Source organism: Cellulomonas sp. McL0606, assembly GCF_058248365.1.
On sequence record NZ_CM177779.1, the window covers coordinates 3873309 to 3886438 of the forward strand.

General features: G+C 71.7%; 12 protein-coding genes and 3 pseudogenes. 4 read left to right on the forward strand and 11 right to left on the reverse strand.

Annotated elements, in window-relative coordinates; translation table 11 throughout:
• Positions 1 to 50: 50 nt before the first annotated feature.
• The 4 genes and pseudogenes from AC38ZX_RS19795 to dnaK all read right to left on the reverse strand — a co-directional run bounded on the left by AC38ZX_RS19795 (position 51) and on the right by dnaK (position 3907).
• Positions 51 to 464: a heat shock protein transcriptional repressor HspR gene (locus AC38ZX_RS19795; RefSeq protein WP_426593470.1), complete on the reverse strand. Its 414-nt coding sequence runs from the start codon at positions 462 to 464 to the stop codon at positions 51 to 53.
• Between the two features lie 2 nt (positions 465 to 466).
• Positions 467 to 1430 (reverse strand): annotated as a pseudogene (locus AC38ZX_RS19800) (DnaJ C-terminal domain-containing protein).
• A gap of 68 nt (positions 1431 to 1498) precedes the next feature.
• Entirely contained in the window at positions 1499 to 2050 is a 552-nt protein-coding gene (gene grpE, locus AC38ZX_RS19805) for a nucleotide exchange factor GrpE (RefSeq protein WP_426593472.1), read from the reverse strand.
• A pseudogene (gene dnaK / locus AC38ZX_RS19810) lies at positions 2047 to 3907 on the reverse strand (molecular chaperone DnaK). Before dnaK ends, grpE begins: the two are co-directional and overlap by 4 nt.
• A 294-nt stretch (positions 3908 to 4201) precedes the next feature.
• Here dnaK and AC38ZX_RS19815 point away from each other — a divergent pair.
• Positions 4202 to 5011, forward strand: coding sequence for a glycerophosphodiester phosphodiesterase (locus tag AC38ZX_RS19815; RefSeq protein ID WP_491295601.1), 810 nt, complete (start codon positions 4202 to 4204; stop codon positions 5009 to 5011).
• 36 nt (positions 5012 to 5047) lie between these two features.
• On the opposite strand, the gene AC38ZX_RS19820 is transcribed toward AC38ZX_RS19815, so the two are convergent.
• The 3 genes and pseudogenes from AC38ZX_RS19820 to AC38ZX_RS19830 all read right to left on the reverse strand — a co-directional run bounded on the left by AC38ZX_RS19820 (position 5048) and on the right by AC38ZX_RS19830 (position 7773).
• On the reverse strand, positions 5048 to 5980 hold the full coding sequence (locus AC38ZX_RS19820; protein WP_491297503.1) for a cold-shock protein: 933 nt from the start codon (positions 5978 to 5980) through the stop codon (positions 5048 to 5050).
• Positions 5981 to 6230: 250 nt separating this feature from the next.
• On the reverse strand, positions 6231 to 6629 hold the full coding sequence (locus AC38ZX_RS19825; protein WP_491295602.1) for a (R)-mandelonitrile lyase: 399 nt from the start codon (positions 6627 to 6629) through the stop codon (positions 6231 to 6233).
• Positions 6630 to 6752: 123 nt separating this feature from the next.
• Positions 6753 to 7773: pseudogene (locus AC38ZX_RS19830) on the reverse strand (zinc-dependent alcohol dehydrogenase family protein).
• Positions 7774 to 7949: 176 nt separating this feature from the next.
• Between AC38ZX_RS19830 and AC38ZX_RS19835 the strand changes: the two are divergent.
• Positions 7950 to 8828: a helix-turn-helix transcriptional regulator gene (locus AC38ZX_RS19835; RefSeq protein ID WP_491295604.1), complete on the forward strand. Its 879-nt coding sequence runs from the start codon at positions 7950 to 7952 to the stop codon at positions 8826 to 8828.
• A gap of 147 nt (positions 8829 to 8975) precedes the next feature.
• Complete coding sequence (locus tag AC38ZX_RS19840; protein ID WP_491295605.1) at positions 8976 to 9413, forward strand: DapH/DapD/GlmU-related protein; 438 nt, start codon at positions 8976 to 8978, stop codon at positions 9411 to 9413.
• A gap of 15 nt (positions 9414 to 9428) precedes the next feature.
• Here AC38ZX_RS19840 and AC38ZX_RS19845 read toward each other — a convergent pair whose 3' ends face one another.
• Complete coding sequence (locus AC38ZX_RS19845; RefSeq protein ID WP_491295606.1) at positions 9429 to 10418, reverse strand: zinc-binding dehydrogenase; 990 nt, start codon at positions 10416 to 10418, stop codon at positions 9429 to 9431.
• A gap of 81 nt (positions 10419 to 10499) precedes the next feature.
• On the opposite strand from AC38ZX_RS19845, the gene AC38ZX_RS19850 reads away from it, so the two are divergent.
• Entirely contained in the window at positions 10500 to 11078 is a 579-nt protein-coding gene (locus AC38ZX_RS19850; RefSeq protein ID WP_491295607.1) for a TetR/AcrR family transcriptional regulator, read from the forward strand.
• A 37-nt stretch (positions 11079 to 11115) separates the two neighbouring features.
• On the opposite strand, the gene AC38ZX_RS19855 is transcribed toward AC38ZX_RS19850, so the two are convergent.
• The 3 genes from AC38ZX_RS19855 to AC38ZX_RS19865 all read right to left on the reverse strand — a co-directional run bounded on the left by AC38ZX_RS19855 (position 11116) and on the right by AC38ZX_RS19865 (position 13129).
• Positions 11116 to 11262 carry a hypothetical protein gene (locus AC38ZX_RS19855; protein ID WP_491295608.1) on the reverse strand — a complete coding sequence of 49 codons (147 nt, stop codon included), beginning with the start codon at positions 11260 to 11262 and terminating at the stop codon, positions 11116 to 11118.
• A gap of 62 nt (positions 11263 to 11324) precedes the next feature.
• Entirely contained in the window at positions 11325 to 11978 is a 654-nt protein-coding gene (locus AC38ZX_RS19860; RefSeq protein ID WP_426593485.1) for a response regulator, read from the reverse strand.
• The gene (locus AC38ZX_RS19865) at positions 11975 to 13129 is read right to left on the reverse strand and encodes a sensor histidine kinase (protein ID WP_426593486.1); all 1155 of its coding nucleotides are present in this window, start codon (positions 13127 to 13129) and stop codon (positions 11975 to 11977) included. Before AC38ZX_RS19865 ends, AC38ZX_RS19860 begins: the two co-directional genes overlap by 4 nt.
• Position 13130: the final 1 nt, after the last annotated feature.

Sequence of the window (13130 nt, forward strand, 5' to 3'; positions counted from 1 at the left end):
GGAGTCGGGCAACGACCGAAGGGCCATCCGCAAGGAAGTGGCCCCAGGCCTCAGCGGCTGGACGGGCGCCAGAGGACGACGGCCGTGCGGTCGGCCGGCCCGCTCGGGCGGCGACTGCGGGTCCGGTTGACCGCGACGTCACCGGCGGGGTCGGCGGTGAACACGCGCCGACCAGGGTCGACGAACGCGCGCAGGTACTCGATCTGTCGTCGCAACCCGTCGATCTCCTGCTCAAGCTCGAGGATGCGCTTGATGCCGGCCAGGTTGACGCCGTCGTCCTGCGACAGGCGCTGGACCTCGCGCAGCGTCGCGATGTCGCGCAGCGAGTACCGCCGACCGCGGCCGCTCGCCCGGGACGGGATCACCAGGCCGAGCCGGTCGTACTGACGCAAGGTCTGCGGGTGCATCCCCGCCAGCTCGGCGGCGACCGAGATGACGTAGACCTTGGCGTCCTCGGAGGCCACGGCTACGTCCTCGCCGAGTCCAGCAGGCCGGCTCGCACGTCCTCACCCGAGGTCGCGATGCCGAACGCCTGGACGGCCTCGCGTGCGGCGCTGGAGAGGCGCTGGGGCACGACGACCGAGACCGTGACCAGCAGGTCGCCCTTGCCGGCCACGCCACGGCCCTTGACGCGCAGCACGCGACCGGAGGGTGTGCCCTCGGGCACCTTGACGCGCACGGTGGACCCGTCGAGCGTCGGCACCTCGATCGTGGCGCCGAGCGCGGCCTCGTCGAACGCGACGGGAACGGTCAGGCGCAGGTTGTCCCCGTCGAGCGAGAACACGGGGTGCGGACTGACGGCGACAGTGACGACGAGGTCACCGGCCGGCGCTCCACCGTCGCCGGGGCGACCCTTGCCGCGCAACCGGATCTTCTGACCGTCGCGCACGCCCGCGGGGATGCGCGCGTTGACCGTGCGGCCCTCGACGTTGAGCGAGACCTGCGAGCCTTCGACAGCCTGCCGGAACGGCATGGTCACGGTCGCGGCCAGGTCCGCGCCGGGCTGCGGGCCGCGCGTGAACCCGCCGGCGCCCCCGCCCCCGAACAGCCCGCCGAGCAGGTCCTCGAACCCGCCCTGGTTCGAGGAGTACCGGACCCGGCCACCGCCCGGGGCGCCGCCGCCGAACATGCCGCCGAACACGTCCTCGAAGCCGCCGTTGGCGCCGCGACCGCCCGAGGTGAACCGGGCGCCGCCCGCCATCGCCCGCAGCTGGTCGTACTGGCCGCGCTGCTCGGTGTCCGACAGCACCGCGTAGGCCTCGCCGACGTCCTTGAACCGGGCCTCCGCCTTGGCGTCGCCAGGGTTGTGGTCGGGGTGCATCTCGCGTGCGGAGCTTGCGGTACGCCTTCTTGATGGTGGCCGCGTCCGCGTCCTTGGGGACGCCGAGAACCGCGTAGAAGTCCTTCTCGAGCCAGTCCTGACCAGTCACGACGCCTCCTTCCAGATGTTCCGCAGCGTCCGAGCAGACGATGAGTCTGCTCGGACGCTACAGGGGGTTCACGCCTCCGGGTCCACCACAGCCACGCGGGCCGCGCGGAGCACCCGGTCGGCCGTGCGGTATCCCGGCTGGAGCACCAGCTGGACCGTCGGCTCGCTGACCTCGGCGGAGTGCGAGTGCATGAGCGCCTCGTGCACCGCCGGGTCGAACGGCTCGCCGGCGACGCCGTAGCGCGTCACGCCGAACCGCCCCAGCGTCGACTCGAGCTTCTCGGCGATCGACACGAACGGACCGGTGAGGTCGCCGTGCTGGCGTGCCAGCTCGATGTCGTCGAGGACCGGGATGAGGGCCTCGACCACCGCGTGCACACCCCGGTCGTGGGCGGCCAGGCCGTCGGCCTTGGACCGCTTCACGAACGAGGAGTACTGCTGCTCGAGGTTGTAGTAGGCCGCCTTGGAGCGCTGGAGCTCGTCCAGACGCTCCGCGGCGATCCGCTCGGCCTCGACCAGACCCTCCAGGACGACCTCCTCCTCCGCGTTCTCCGCGATGGACTCGGCCTCGGCGAGAACCTGCTCCTCGGGAGTCAGGTCCTCGCCGTCGCCCGACGTCACTTCGACGCCGCCTCGTCCTCGTCGTCGACGATCTCGGCGTCCACGACGTCCTCGTCATCCGCGGCCGGCGCGTCGGCCGGGGCGGACTCGTCGGACGATGCCGTGTTGTTCGCCGAGTACAGCGCCTCGCCGATCTTCTGGCTGGTGGTCAGCAGCGCCGAGTGCTTGGCCTTGACCTCGTCGATGTCGGTGCCCGCGAGCGCGGTCTTCAGCTCGCCGACGGCGGCCTGGACCTCGGTCTTGACGTCGTCGGACAGCTTGTCCGCGTTGTCGACGAGCAGCTTCTCGGTCGAGTAGACGAGACCCTCGGCGCTGTTGCGCACCTCGGCCTCCTCGCGACGCGCCTTGTCCTCGGCGGCGTGCTCCTCGGCCTCGCGCACCATGCGCTCGATGTCCTCCTTGGGGAGGGCCGAGCCGCCGGTGATGGTCATCGACTGCTCCTTGTTGGTGCCGCGGTCCTTGGCGGACACGTGCACGATGCCGTTGGCGTCGATGTCGAACGTGACCTCGATCTGCGGGACACCACGCGGAGCCGGCGCGATGCCGGTCAGCTCGAACGTGCCGAGCGGCTTGTTGTCCCGTGCGAACTCGCGCTCGCCCTGGAACACCTGGATCAGCACGGACGGCTGGTTGTCCTCGGCGGTGCTGAAGATCTCGCTCCGCTTGGTCGGGATGGCCGTGTTGCGCTCGATGAGCTTGGTCATCACGCCGCCCTTGGTCTCGATGCCGAGGCTCAGCGGGGTGACGTCGATGAGCAGGACGTCCTTGCGGTCGCCCTTCATGACGCCGGCCTGCAGAGCGGCACCGACGGCGACGACCTCGTCCGGGTTGACGCCCTTGTTGGGCTCCTTGCCGCCTGTGAGCTCGGTGACCACGTCGGTGACGGCCGGCATGCGGGTCGAGCCGCCGACGAGCACCACGTGGTCGATCTCGGAGAGCTTGATGCCCGCGTCGCGGATGACGTCGTTGAACGGCTTCTTGGTGCGGTCGAGCAGGTCCTGCGTCATCTGCTGGAACTGCGCGCGGGTCAGCTTGGTGTCCAGGTGGACCGGGCCGTTCTCGCTCATCGAGAGGTACTGCAGCGAGATGTTGGTGGTCGTCGCCGACGACAGCCTTCTTGGCCTGCTCGGCAGCCTCACGCAGACGCTGCACGGCGATCTTGTCCTTGGCCAGGTCGACGCCCGTGGAGTTCTTCACCTCGGCGACCAGGAAGTCGACGATGCGCTGGTCCCAGTCGTCGCCGCCGAGGCGGTTGTCGCCGGAGGTCGCACGGACCTCGATCGTCGAGAAGCCGTCGTCGTCCTTGCCCACCTCGAGCAGGGACACGTCGAACGTGCCGCCACCCAGGTCGAAGACGAGGATGAGCTCGTCCTCCTTGCCGCGCTCCAGGCCGTAGGCCAGGGCGGCCGCGGTGGGCTCGTTGATGATGCGCAGGACGTTGAGGCCCGCGATCGCGCCCGCGTCCTTCGTGGCCTGGCGCTCGGCGTCGTTGAAGTACGCCGGGACCGTGATGACGGCCTCGGTGACGGGCTCGCCCAGGTAGGCCTCCGCGTCACGCTTGAGCTTGGAGAGCACCCGCGCGCTGATCTCCTGCGCGGTGTACTTCTTGTCGTCGATGCTCGCGGACCAGTCCGTGCCCATGTGGCGCTTGACGGACGCGATCGTGCGGTCGACGTTGGTGACGGCCTGGCGCTTGGCGATCTCGCCGACCAGCACCTCACCCGTCTTGGAGAACGCGACCACCGACGGCGTCGTGCGCGACCCCTCGGCGTTGGCGATGACCGTGGGCTCGCCGCCCTCGAGGACAGCGACCACCGAGTTGGTGGTACCGAGGTCGATGCCGACTGCTCGTGCCATGTGTGTGCCTTCTTTCGTGTGCTGCGGGGTGTGTCGTTACTCGCTCTTGAGTCCGGCTCGCTCAAGTCTGCGTCGCGACGAGCGCATGCGCAAACTCGTGAGGTCCGAACTTGAGTCTGTGTGGCTCAACCTTGAGGAGCCCGGAAGCATTCCCGCGGCTCATGTACGCCCATCAGGCGGTCATGGTCGTGCTGCTGCGGCGGGATCTCATCTGAGTGGTCGCAGTCTTGTGTGGCGCGTGGTCGCGGGGGCGTCGACGATGGTTTCGTCGACACCCATCCGCGGAGGCCAGCCGTGAACGACCCACGGGCGACGCCCGGCCGCAAGACCCTGGTGTCCGCGCACCGCGGCGGTGTCGGTCGCGCCCGCCATCTGTCGAACACGCTCGAGGGCTTGCGGTTCGCGTGCGCCACGAACGCGGCGTTCGTCGAGTTCGACGTGCAGAAGCTGCGGGACGGCGCCCTCGTGCTGTTCCACGACGACACGGTCCGTCTGCGCGGCGGCGCCCGGGTGCCGGTCGGGTCGGTGCCGCTGCAGGACCTTCAGAGGGTGGGGCCGGTCGTGCGGTACGAGGAGGCGCTGGCCCAGCTCGCCGAGCACGGCAAGGGTGCGCACGTCGACGTGAAGTTCCACAGCGACGACGGCTCGGCCGAAGTGGACCTCGCGCGGTCCGCGGTCGAGCTGCTCGGCCCGGGGCTCGTGGTCGTCACCACCGGTCACGACGCCAGCGTGGCCGCCATCCGTGCCTGGTCCCGTGAGCGGTACCCGGGGCTGCTGGTCGGGCTCACGATCGGCCGGCCGGCCGCCGGGCAGCTGCTGCGTCGGCGTCGGCGTCGCTGGCTGCTGGAGCAGGTGCGTCGGCTCCTGGCGTGCGACGCCAACCTGGCGGTGGTGCACAAGGCGGGCGCCCGGCTCGGGATGGCCCGCGAGGTCCACCTGCTCGGGCTGCCGTTGCTCGTGTGGACGGTCGACCGACCCGGCCAGCTCGCGTACTGGCTGACGCCGGGCCGGGCATGGATGGTCACGACGAACCGGCCGGACCGCGCCTCGGCGCGCTCACGGGCCGGATCGAGGACGCCCGTCGCGGACCGCTCCGAACACTGATCCCCTCCCGCTGCGCGGATGCCGAACGGTCCTCGCTCAGATCCGCTCGACGGCGTCTGCCTGGGGTCCCCGATCGCTCTGACGCACCTTGTACCGGACCCGATCGCCCTCCTGCAACGCTTCGGCGCCCCGCACGACCGACACGTGGACGAACAGGTCCACACCTCCCGCGTCCGGGGTGATGAAGCCGAACCCGCGCTCCGCGTCGTAGCGCGCGACGACGCCCTCGCCGCCGCTCACCGGGGCGACGGATGACGTCGGTCGGCCCGACCGACCGCGACCCGCCGAGGGTGCGCCTCCCGGTGCCGAGCCGCCCACGAGCCGCACATCGCTGCCCTGCGGGCCCTTCTCACCGGCAGAGACCCTGTAGGTCACGCGATCTCCTTCGGACAGCTCGGTCAGCCCCCGGGCCAGCTCGCGGACGTGGACGAAGACGTCCTCACCGCCGGAGTCGGGCGTGACGAACCCGAAGCCTTTGCCTCCGTCGTACCAGGACACGGTGCCGTCTGCGCCGTCGGACGCCTGCCGGGCGGCCTCCGGCCCGAGCGGCAGCAGGTGGTCTGCCTGCGGCCCCTTCTCCCCGTCGACGATGAGGAACGCCACCCGCTGCCCGTCCGAGATCACGCCACCCCCGACGATGGCCGAGCTGTGCACGAAGATCTCGCCGCGACCGCCGTCAGGCGTGATGAAGCCATATCCCTTGCCCGGCTCGTACCAGGCGACGGTGCCGAGGACGCCCACGGGCGCGTCGGCGGCCTGGTCGCCCGTGACCCGGACGCGGCGTGCCTGCGGGCCGCGGTCCCCCTCGCCCACCTCGAACTCGACCACCTGTCCCTCGCGGAGCTGCCTTATCCCGTCTTCGCTGATGATCTCGGACGCATGCACGTACAAGTCGTCGGCATCGGGGCCGAGATCGAGGAAGCCGAACCCCCGCTCGACGTCGAACCATCGGACAGTCCCCTGGGGCACGGTTGACTCCTTGTCGAAGCTTCTAGGTTGCTGGCACCCAGTGTCCCGCATCACCACACCAACCCGTCCGCTCGCAGGTCAGCGCGGTGTCCTCCGGACAGGTGCGATGCGTTCTTGCAGCGTCACGGCGTCGTATGCCGTGGCTCGCGGGCAGGATCGTGCGGTGGCGCGTCGCCCACCGCGCTGCTGTGCGTCGAGAAGACCCGCAACAACGGCGGCGCCCCCGTGTGAGCGTGACCGTGACCAGTGCTCAGCGTCGGACGTACTCGTCGGCGGTGACGTGCTCGAGCCAGGTGACGACCACGCCGTCGTCGTCCGCCTCCTGCATGGCGACGTGCGCCATGAACCGGTCCGAGGTGGCACCGTGCCAGTGCTCTTCGCCGGGCTCGATGTAGACGACGTCGCCGGGACGGATCTCCCGGACCTCGCCGCCGCGTCGCGCGACGTACCCGATGCCGTCGGTGACGTAGAGCGTCTGCCCCTTCGGGTGGTGGTGCCAGGCGGTGCGAGCGCCCGGGGCGAAGCGCACGTGCGCGCACCCGATCGCGGTCTGCTCGTCCGGGTTGCGGATGGTGTCGACGAACACCGTCCCGGTGAACCAGTCCGTCGGGCCCGGGGCGCTCCGGCCACCGCTCGTCGTGAACTTCATGGTCCTGTTCCTCTCGTCGGTCGTGGCGGGTGCGATGCGCGAACGGTGACCGCCCTGAGGACCGCTCGCGTCGATGCTGCTCGCACGCGGTGCCTCCCGCACGGTGAGACGAGGTCGTCGGGTTCAGAGGGTCAGCAGCACCTTGATCGCTCGGCGCTGGTCCATGGCCGTGTACCCGTCGGCGGCCTGCTCGATCGGGAGCGTGAGGTCGAAGACCTTGCCGGGGTCGATCGTGCGGTTCCAGATGGCTGCGAACGGCTCGGGCAGGAAGCGGCGCACGGGCGCGGGCCCGCCGTGGAGGTGCACGCCGGAGAAGAACAGCTGCTCGCCCGGCAGCTGCACGTCGTGGGAGACGCCGACGTAGCCGACGTGACCGCCGGCGCGGGTGGAGTGGATGGCCTGCATCATCGACTCCTGGGTGCCGACGGCCTCGATCGTGGAGTGCGCGCCGAGACCGCCGGTGAGCCTCCTTGACCTTCGCGACGCCGGCATCGCCACGCTCGGTGACGATGTCGGTCGCACCGAACTCGCGGGCCAGGGCCTGGCGGTCGGCGTGCCGGGACATCGCGATGATCCGCTCGGCACCGAGCTGCTTGGCGGCCAGGACTCCGAGCAGGCCGACAGCGCCGTCCCCGACGACGGCGACCGTCTTGCCGGGGCCGACCTCGGCGGCGACGGCGGCGAACCAGCCGGTGCCGAGCACGTCGGAGGCGGCCAGCAGCGACGGGATCAGGTCCAGGTCGGGGGTGCCGGGTGTGGCGACGAGGGTGCCGTCCGCGAGCGGGATGCGCGCGTAGTCGGCCTGCGCGCCGGGCAGGGCTCCGGGCTGGCGGTGAATGCAGTGGGTCTGGTAGCCGGCCTGGCAGATCTCGCAGGTGTTGTCGGACGCGAAGAACGACCCGACCACGAAGTCGCCGACCTTGACGTCCCGCACGGCTGATCCGACCTCGTCGACGACGCCGACGTACTCGTGGCCCATCGCGCTGTGGTCGACGTGGTCGGCTCCGCGGTAGGGCCACAGGTCGGAGCCGCAGATGCAGGTCGCTGCGACCTTGATGATCGCGTCGGTCGGCTCGACGATCGTCGGCCGGGCGGTCTCGTCGACCCGGACGTCGCCCGGCGCGTACATGACGACTGCTCGCATGGTGGTGGTGCCTTCCTGTCGGTGCTCTCCTGCTGGTCCCAGGGTGAGCCGGGACGGCTGCGCGCGGGAGTCCCTGGTGAGGGGTGTACCGGCGGGGCACCCCCGGAGCAGGCCCTCGCAAGGGGTGTACCGACAGGCTCTCCCAGCCCGCCCGTTCCCGGCCTAGCCTGCGAGACATGGACACCCGAGCCGAGGTACGCGAGTTCCTCATGACACGCCGCGCCCGGATCACGCCCGAGGACGCGGGCGTCGTGGGCGGGACGAACCGGCGGGTCGCCGGGCTGCGGCGCAGCGAGGTCGCGACCCTGGCCGGGGTGAGCGTCGAGTACTACGCCAAGCTCGAGCGCGGCGCGATCGCCGGCGCGTCGGCGTCCGTCCTCGAGTCGATCTCGCGCGCGTTGCAGCTCGACGAGACCGAGCGTGCGCACCTGCTCGATCTCGCGCGAGCGGCCGACGGCGTCCCGACCAGCGGCCGGCCCCGTCGTCGCACCACCGCGACGTCGGCCTCCCGACCCAGCCTGCAGTGGGCGCTGGCCGCGATGACCGACGCGGTCGCGTTCGTGCGGGACCCGCGGCAGAACCTGCTCGCCACGAACGACCTCGGCCGCGCGTTCTACTCCCCTGTGATCGGCGACGGCGGACGTACCCCCAACCTCGCGCGGTTCCAGTTCCTGGACCCCGCCGCGCGCGACTTCTATCCCGACTGGGACCTGTTCGCGCAGATGTGCGTCGGCATCATGCGCGCCGAGGCCGGCCGCGACCCGCACGACAAGGCCCTGCAGGACCTTGTCGGCGAGCTGTCCACCCGCAGCGAGACGTTCCGCCGCCTCTGGGGCGCACACGACGTGCGCACGCACGGCGCCGGCACCAAGCGGTTCCACCACCCGGTCGTCGGTGAGCTCACGCTCGCCTACGAGGAGCTCGCCGTGACGGCCGCGCCCGGCCAGGTTCTCCTGGTCTACACGGCCGAACCCGGCTCGCCCTCGGCCGACCGCTTGCGCCTGCTCGCCTCATGGGCCGCCGACCCGGCCGCTGCTGAGCAGAGGAACGGCTGATGGAGCTGGCGGACCTCCTCACCCACGTGGCCGGCGGGAGCGTGATCGAAGCCGGTTCGGCCGAGATGGCGTTCCTTCACGAGGCGGCGCAGGACGCGTTGCGAGTCGGGGCCGAGCTGCAACAGCGGCTACCGCACACCGGACGAGGTGCGCTCCCTGCTGTCCCGGCTGACCGGACAGGCCGTCGACGTGTCGGTCACGCTGTTCCCGCCGTTCCACTGCGAGTTCGGCAAGCACCTGACCATCGGCCGCGACGTCTTCATCAACATGGGCTGCCGCTTCCAGGACACCGGTGGCCTGACCATCGGCGACGGCACCCTCGTCGGGCACGGCACGACGATCGCGACCCTGAACCACGCGGTCGACCCCGACCGGCGCGCGGACCTGATCCCCGCGCCCGTCGTCATCGGGCGCAAGGTCTGGCTCGGCGCGGCCGTCACGATCGTGCCGGGGGTGACGATCGGCGACGGAGCGATCGTCGGTGCGGGCGCCGTCGTCACCAAGGACGTACCCGCGGACACGATCGTCGCCGGTGTCCCGGCCCGGGAGATCCGCGCCACCGGGTTCGACACGCACCGCGTCTAGACGCACTTCGGACGCCTAGGCCCGTCGGGGGGTGGAGTCGACGCCCGCCGGGACGAGCACGATCCGGCCGACGACGGTTCCCTGGTCCATCTGGCGGTGCGCCTCCTCCGCCTGGTCGAGAGGCAGGACCGCGTGGACGACCGGGCTGATGCCGCCTCGGGCGGCGGACCGCAGGAGTTCCTCCCTGACCCGGTTCCGCTCGGCGACGGGGACGGTGGCCAGACTGAACGTGGCGAACGAGCGGGACTGCTGGAAGGAACGCACCAGGGGCAGCGCGAAGTCCGGGGGCGGGAATCCGGCGACGGCGCCGACGAGGACGTAGCGCCCGTTCGGCGCGAGCCGGTCGAGGAACGCCGGCACCTCCGCGCCGCCCGCGACGTCGATCACCACGTCGACGGTCTCCGGCATGCCCGGGTCTCCGGTGCCCGAGCGGTCCAGCACGTGCGTCGCACCCAGCTCGCGCAGCCGCTGACCCCGGGCGGCGGAGGAGGTCGTGGCGGCGATCGTGGTCGCGCCCCCGCGGGAGGCCAGCTCGATCGTCGCGATACCGATGCTGCCGGCGCCGCCGCGCACCAGCACCGACTCGCCCGCCGAGAAGCGGGCGTGCGCGAGCGCGAAGTGCGCGACCGTGGCCGCGCTGCCCAGCGTCACCGCCTCGACAGACGACAGTGCCGACGGGATCACGGTCAGATCGTCGACGTATGCGACGACGTACTCGGCATACCCGCCGGACGTCCCGGTGAACGCCCAGACCCGTCGGCCGATCCATGCGCGATCGACGGCGTCGCCCACGGACGCGACCGTGCCGGCCACCTCGCTGCCGGGCACCATCCCTGCGGTGGAGAGCGAGCCGATGGTGCCACGGCGGATGACCGCGTCGACGCCGCCCACGGCGATCGCCTCCGTCCGGACGAGCACCTGACCCGGGCCCGGTGCGGGCACCTCGCGCTCGACCACCCGCATCCCGCCCGGGCCCCCGAACTCCTCGATGATCACCGCCTGCACGGCGCCTCCTCGTCAAAGATCGCTCCTGCTACCGTCCAGAACGTTACGGACGCCCCCGTCCACTTGCAGGAAGTGCGACAGATGCCCACTGAGATGCCTCGCCTCCGGGTGGACGCGCAGGAGAACCGCGACCGGATCCTCGCTGCGGCAGCCGAGCTCTTCGCCGTGCGCGGCCTGGACGTCGGGATGCGCGACATCGCCCGTCGTGCGGGAGTTGGGCCGGCGACGCTGTACCGCAGGTTCCCGACGCGTCAGGCGCTGGTCGACGAAGCGTTCTCGGTCGAGCTGCTGGCGTGCCGTCGGATCGTCGAGGACGGCTGTGCGGATCCGGACCCGTGGCACGGCTTCACCGACGCGGTGCGCGGTCTCATCGTCCTGAACGCCCAGAACCGCGGGTTCGTCGACGCGCTGCTCCCCACGATGCCGTCCGGTGTCTTCGTGCAGCACCGGCGCGACCTGCTGGGCATGCTCGACGGACTCGCCCGCCGAGCCCAGCGGGCCGGCGCTCTGCGGGGCGACTTCGTGATCGACGACCTGGTCCTCGTCCTGTCCGCCGGTCGCGGGCTGACGACGACGCGAGACCGTCTGCCGTTCGCCGCGCGACGGTTCGCCGATCTCGCCATCGACGCGTTCCGCGCCCGCACGGCCGCCGCCGCCTGAGCTCCTCCACCGAGGGTCAGGAGACGGCGCGCTCCCGTCACTCGGACGAGGAACCGCTGAGCCAGCCCGCGGCATCGTGACGTGTCGGCGCCCGGATGCCCAGGTCGACGAGTGCTTCCTCCAGGCGTTCGAGCTGGTCGACGCCGATGCGCTGAGCCCACCGGTCGCGCAGGTCGTCGAACACCTGCTCCCCGTTCCGCAGCAGCGCGAGGCCCCGCCTGACGGCCGCGCCTGCTGTGCAGGCGGTCAGGTCACCAGGCCTCGGCGATACGCGTACACCACCGCCTGCACGCGGTCGCGCAGGTCGAGCTTGGTGAGGATGCGCGACACGTAGGTCTTGACGGTCTCCTGGCTGAGGACGAGCTCCGCCGCGATCTCGCCGTTGGACATGCCTCCAGCGATCAGGCGCAGCACCTCGAGCTCACGCGGGGTCAGAGCATCGTCGTCGCGTGTGACGTCGGGCGGGCTGATCCGGCTCGCGTACCGCCCGACGAGCTGCCGCGTCACCTCCGGTGCGAGCAGCGCGGCGCCCGAGGCGACGGTGCGGATGCCGCTGAGCAGCTGCTCCGACGGGGCGTCCTTCAGCAGGAACCCGCTGGCACCGGCGCGGAGCGCCTCGTACACGTACTCGTCCAGGTTGAAGGTCGTCACGACGAGCACCTTGACCGGCTCCGGTACGCCCACGCCCGCCAGCAGCCGGGTCGCCTCGATGCCGTCCAGCACGGGCATGCGGACGTCCATCACGACGACGTCGGGGTGCAGTCGCTGGGCGAGGTCGACGGCGGCGCGCCCGTCACCGCAGACGCCGACGACCTCGAGGTCCGGCTGGGCGTCGATGATCGTCGTGAACCCCGTGCGGATGAGGTCCTGGTCGTCGCAGACGAGCACCCGGATGTTCACGACCGCCGCCCCGCGGGGATCCGCGCGCGGACGACGAAGCTGCCGCCCGGCTGCACGCCCGCGCTGAGGTCTCCACCGAGAAGGCCGACACGTTCCCGCAGCCCGTCCAGTCCCCGCCCGCTCCCGGGCGGCGTGACGCTCGGCGACGCCGTCCCTTCCGTCGTGACCTCGACGTCGACCGCCCCGTCGTCGTGCCGGACCGTCACGACGGTGCGGCTGCCGCGGGCGTGCTTGAGCGCGTTGGTCAGCGCCTCCTGGACCACCCGGTAGGCGGCGACGTCGGCGCTGCCCACGGTCCGCGGCGGATCGCCCTCGTGGACGTACTCGACCGGTTGCCCGGCCTGCCGGACCTGCTCGACGAGGGCGCCGACCTCGCCGACGGTCGGGCTGCGCGAGTCGAGACCGTGGGCCGGGGCGAGGACGTCGAGCAGGTGGCGCAGGTCGTCGATCGCTCGGCGACCGGTGTCGGCGACCGCGGTCAGGGTCAGGTCGAGGCGATCGGGGTCCGCGGTCACGTAGCGCGCCGCCTCGGCCTGCACCACCATCGCCGTCACGTGGTGCGTCACGATGTCGTGCAGCTCGCGCGCGATGCGCGTGCGCTCGGCGGCGCGCGTGGCCTCGGCGACGTGACGGCGACGCTCCGCCTCGGTGGCGCGGGTCTGCCGCAGCCACGCCCCCACGCCCCAGACGACGGCCAGGAACAGGTAGAACGTCACGAAGCCGGACGGACCGTCCGCCGACCCGCGCTGGGCGAGGGCGGCGGCCAGCGCCACGTAGGCGACGCTCGCGGCGAGAACGGTGGTGCGACGGCGACGTCGCAGGTGGGCGGCCGCGCTGAACAACGCGATCCCCAACGCGATGCCCGCGGCCGTGTGGTACCCGCGCAGCTGGTCGATCGCGAAGCCGAGGGACACCAGCGCGAGGCACGCGGCCGGCCATCGACGACGGCCGACGAGAGGGAGCGACTGGAGGGCGATCGCCGCGACGGCGAGCAGGTCCATGGGTCGGTCCGGCAGGTCGCCGAGCTGCGTCCCCTGGTGCCGCAGCGACGGCACGAGCGGCGCGACCGCGACCGCCAGGGCGAGCGGGAGGTCCCGGACGGTGACGTCGGAGGCCTGCCAGGCCGTGCGGACCCGCCGGAGATCGACCACG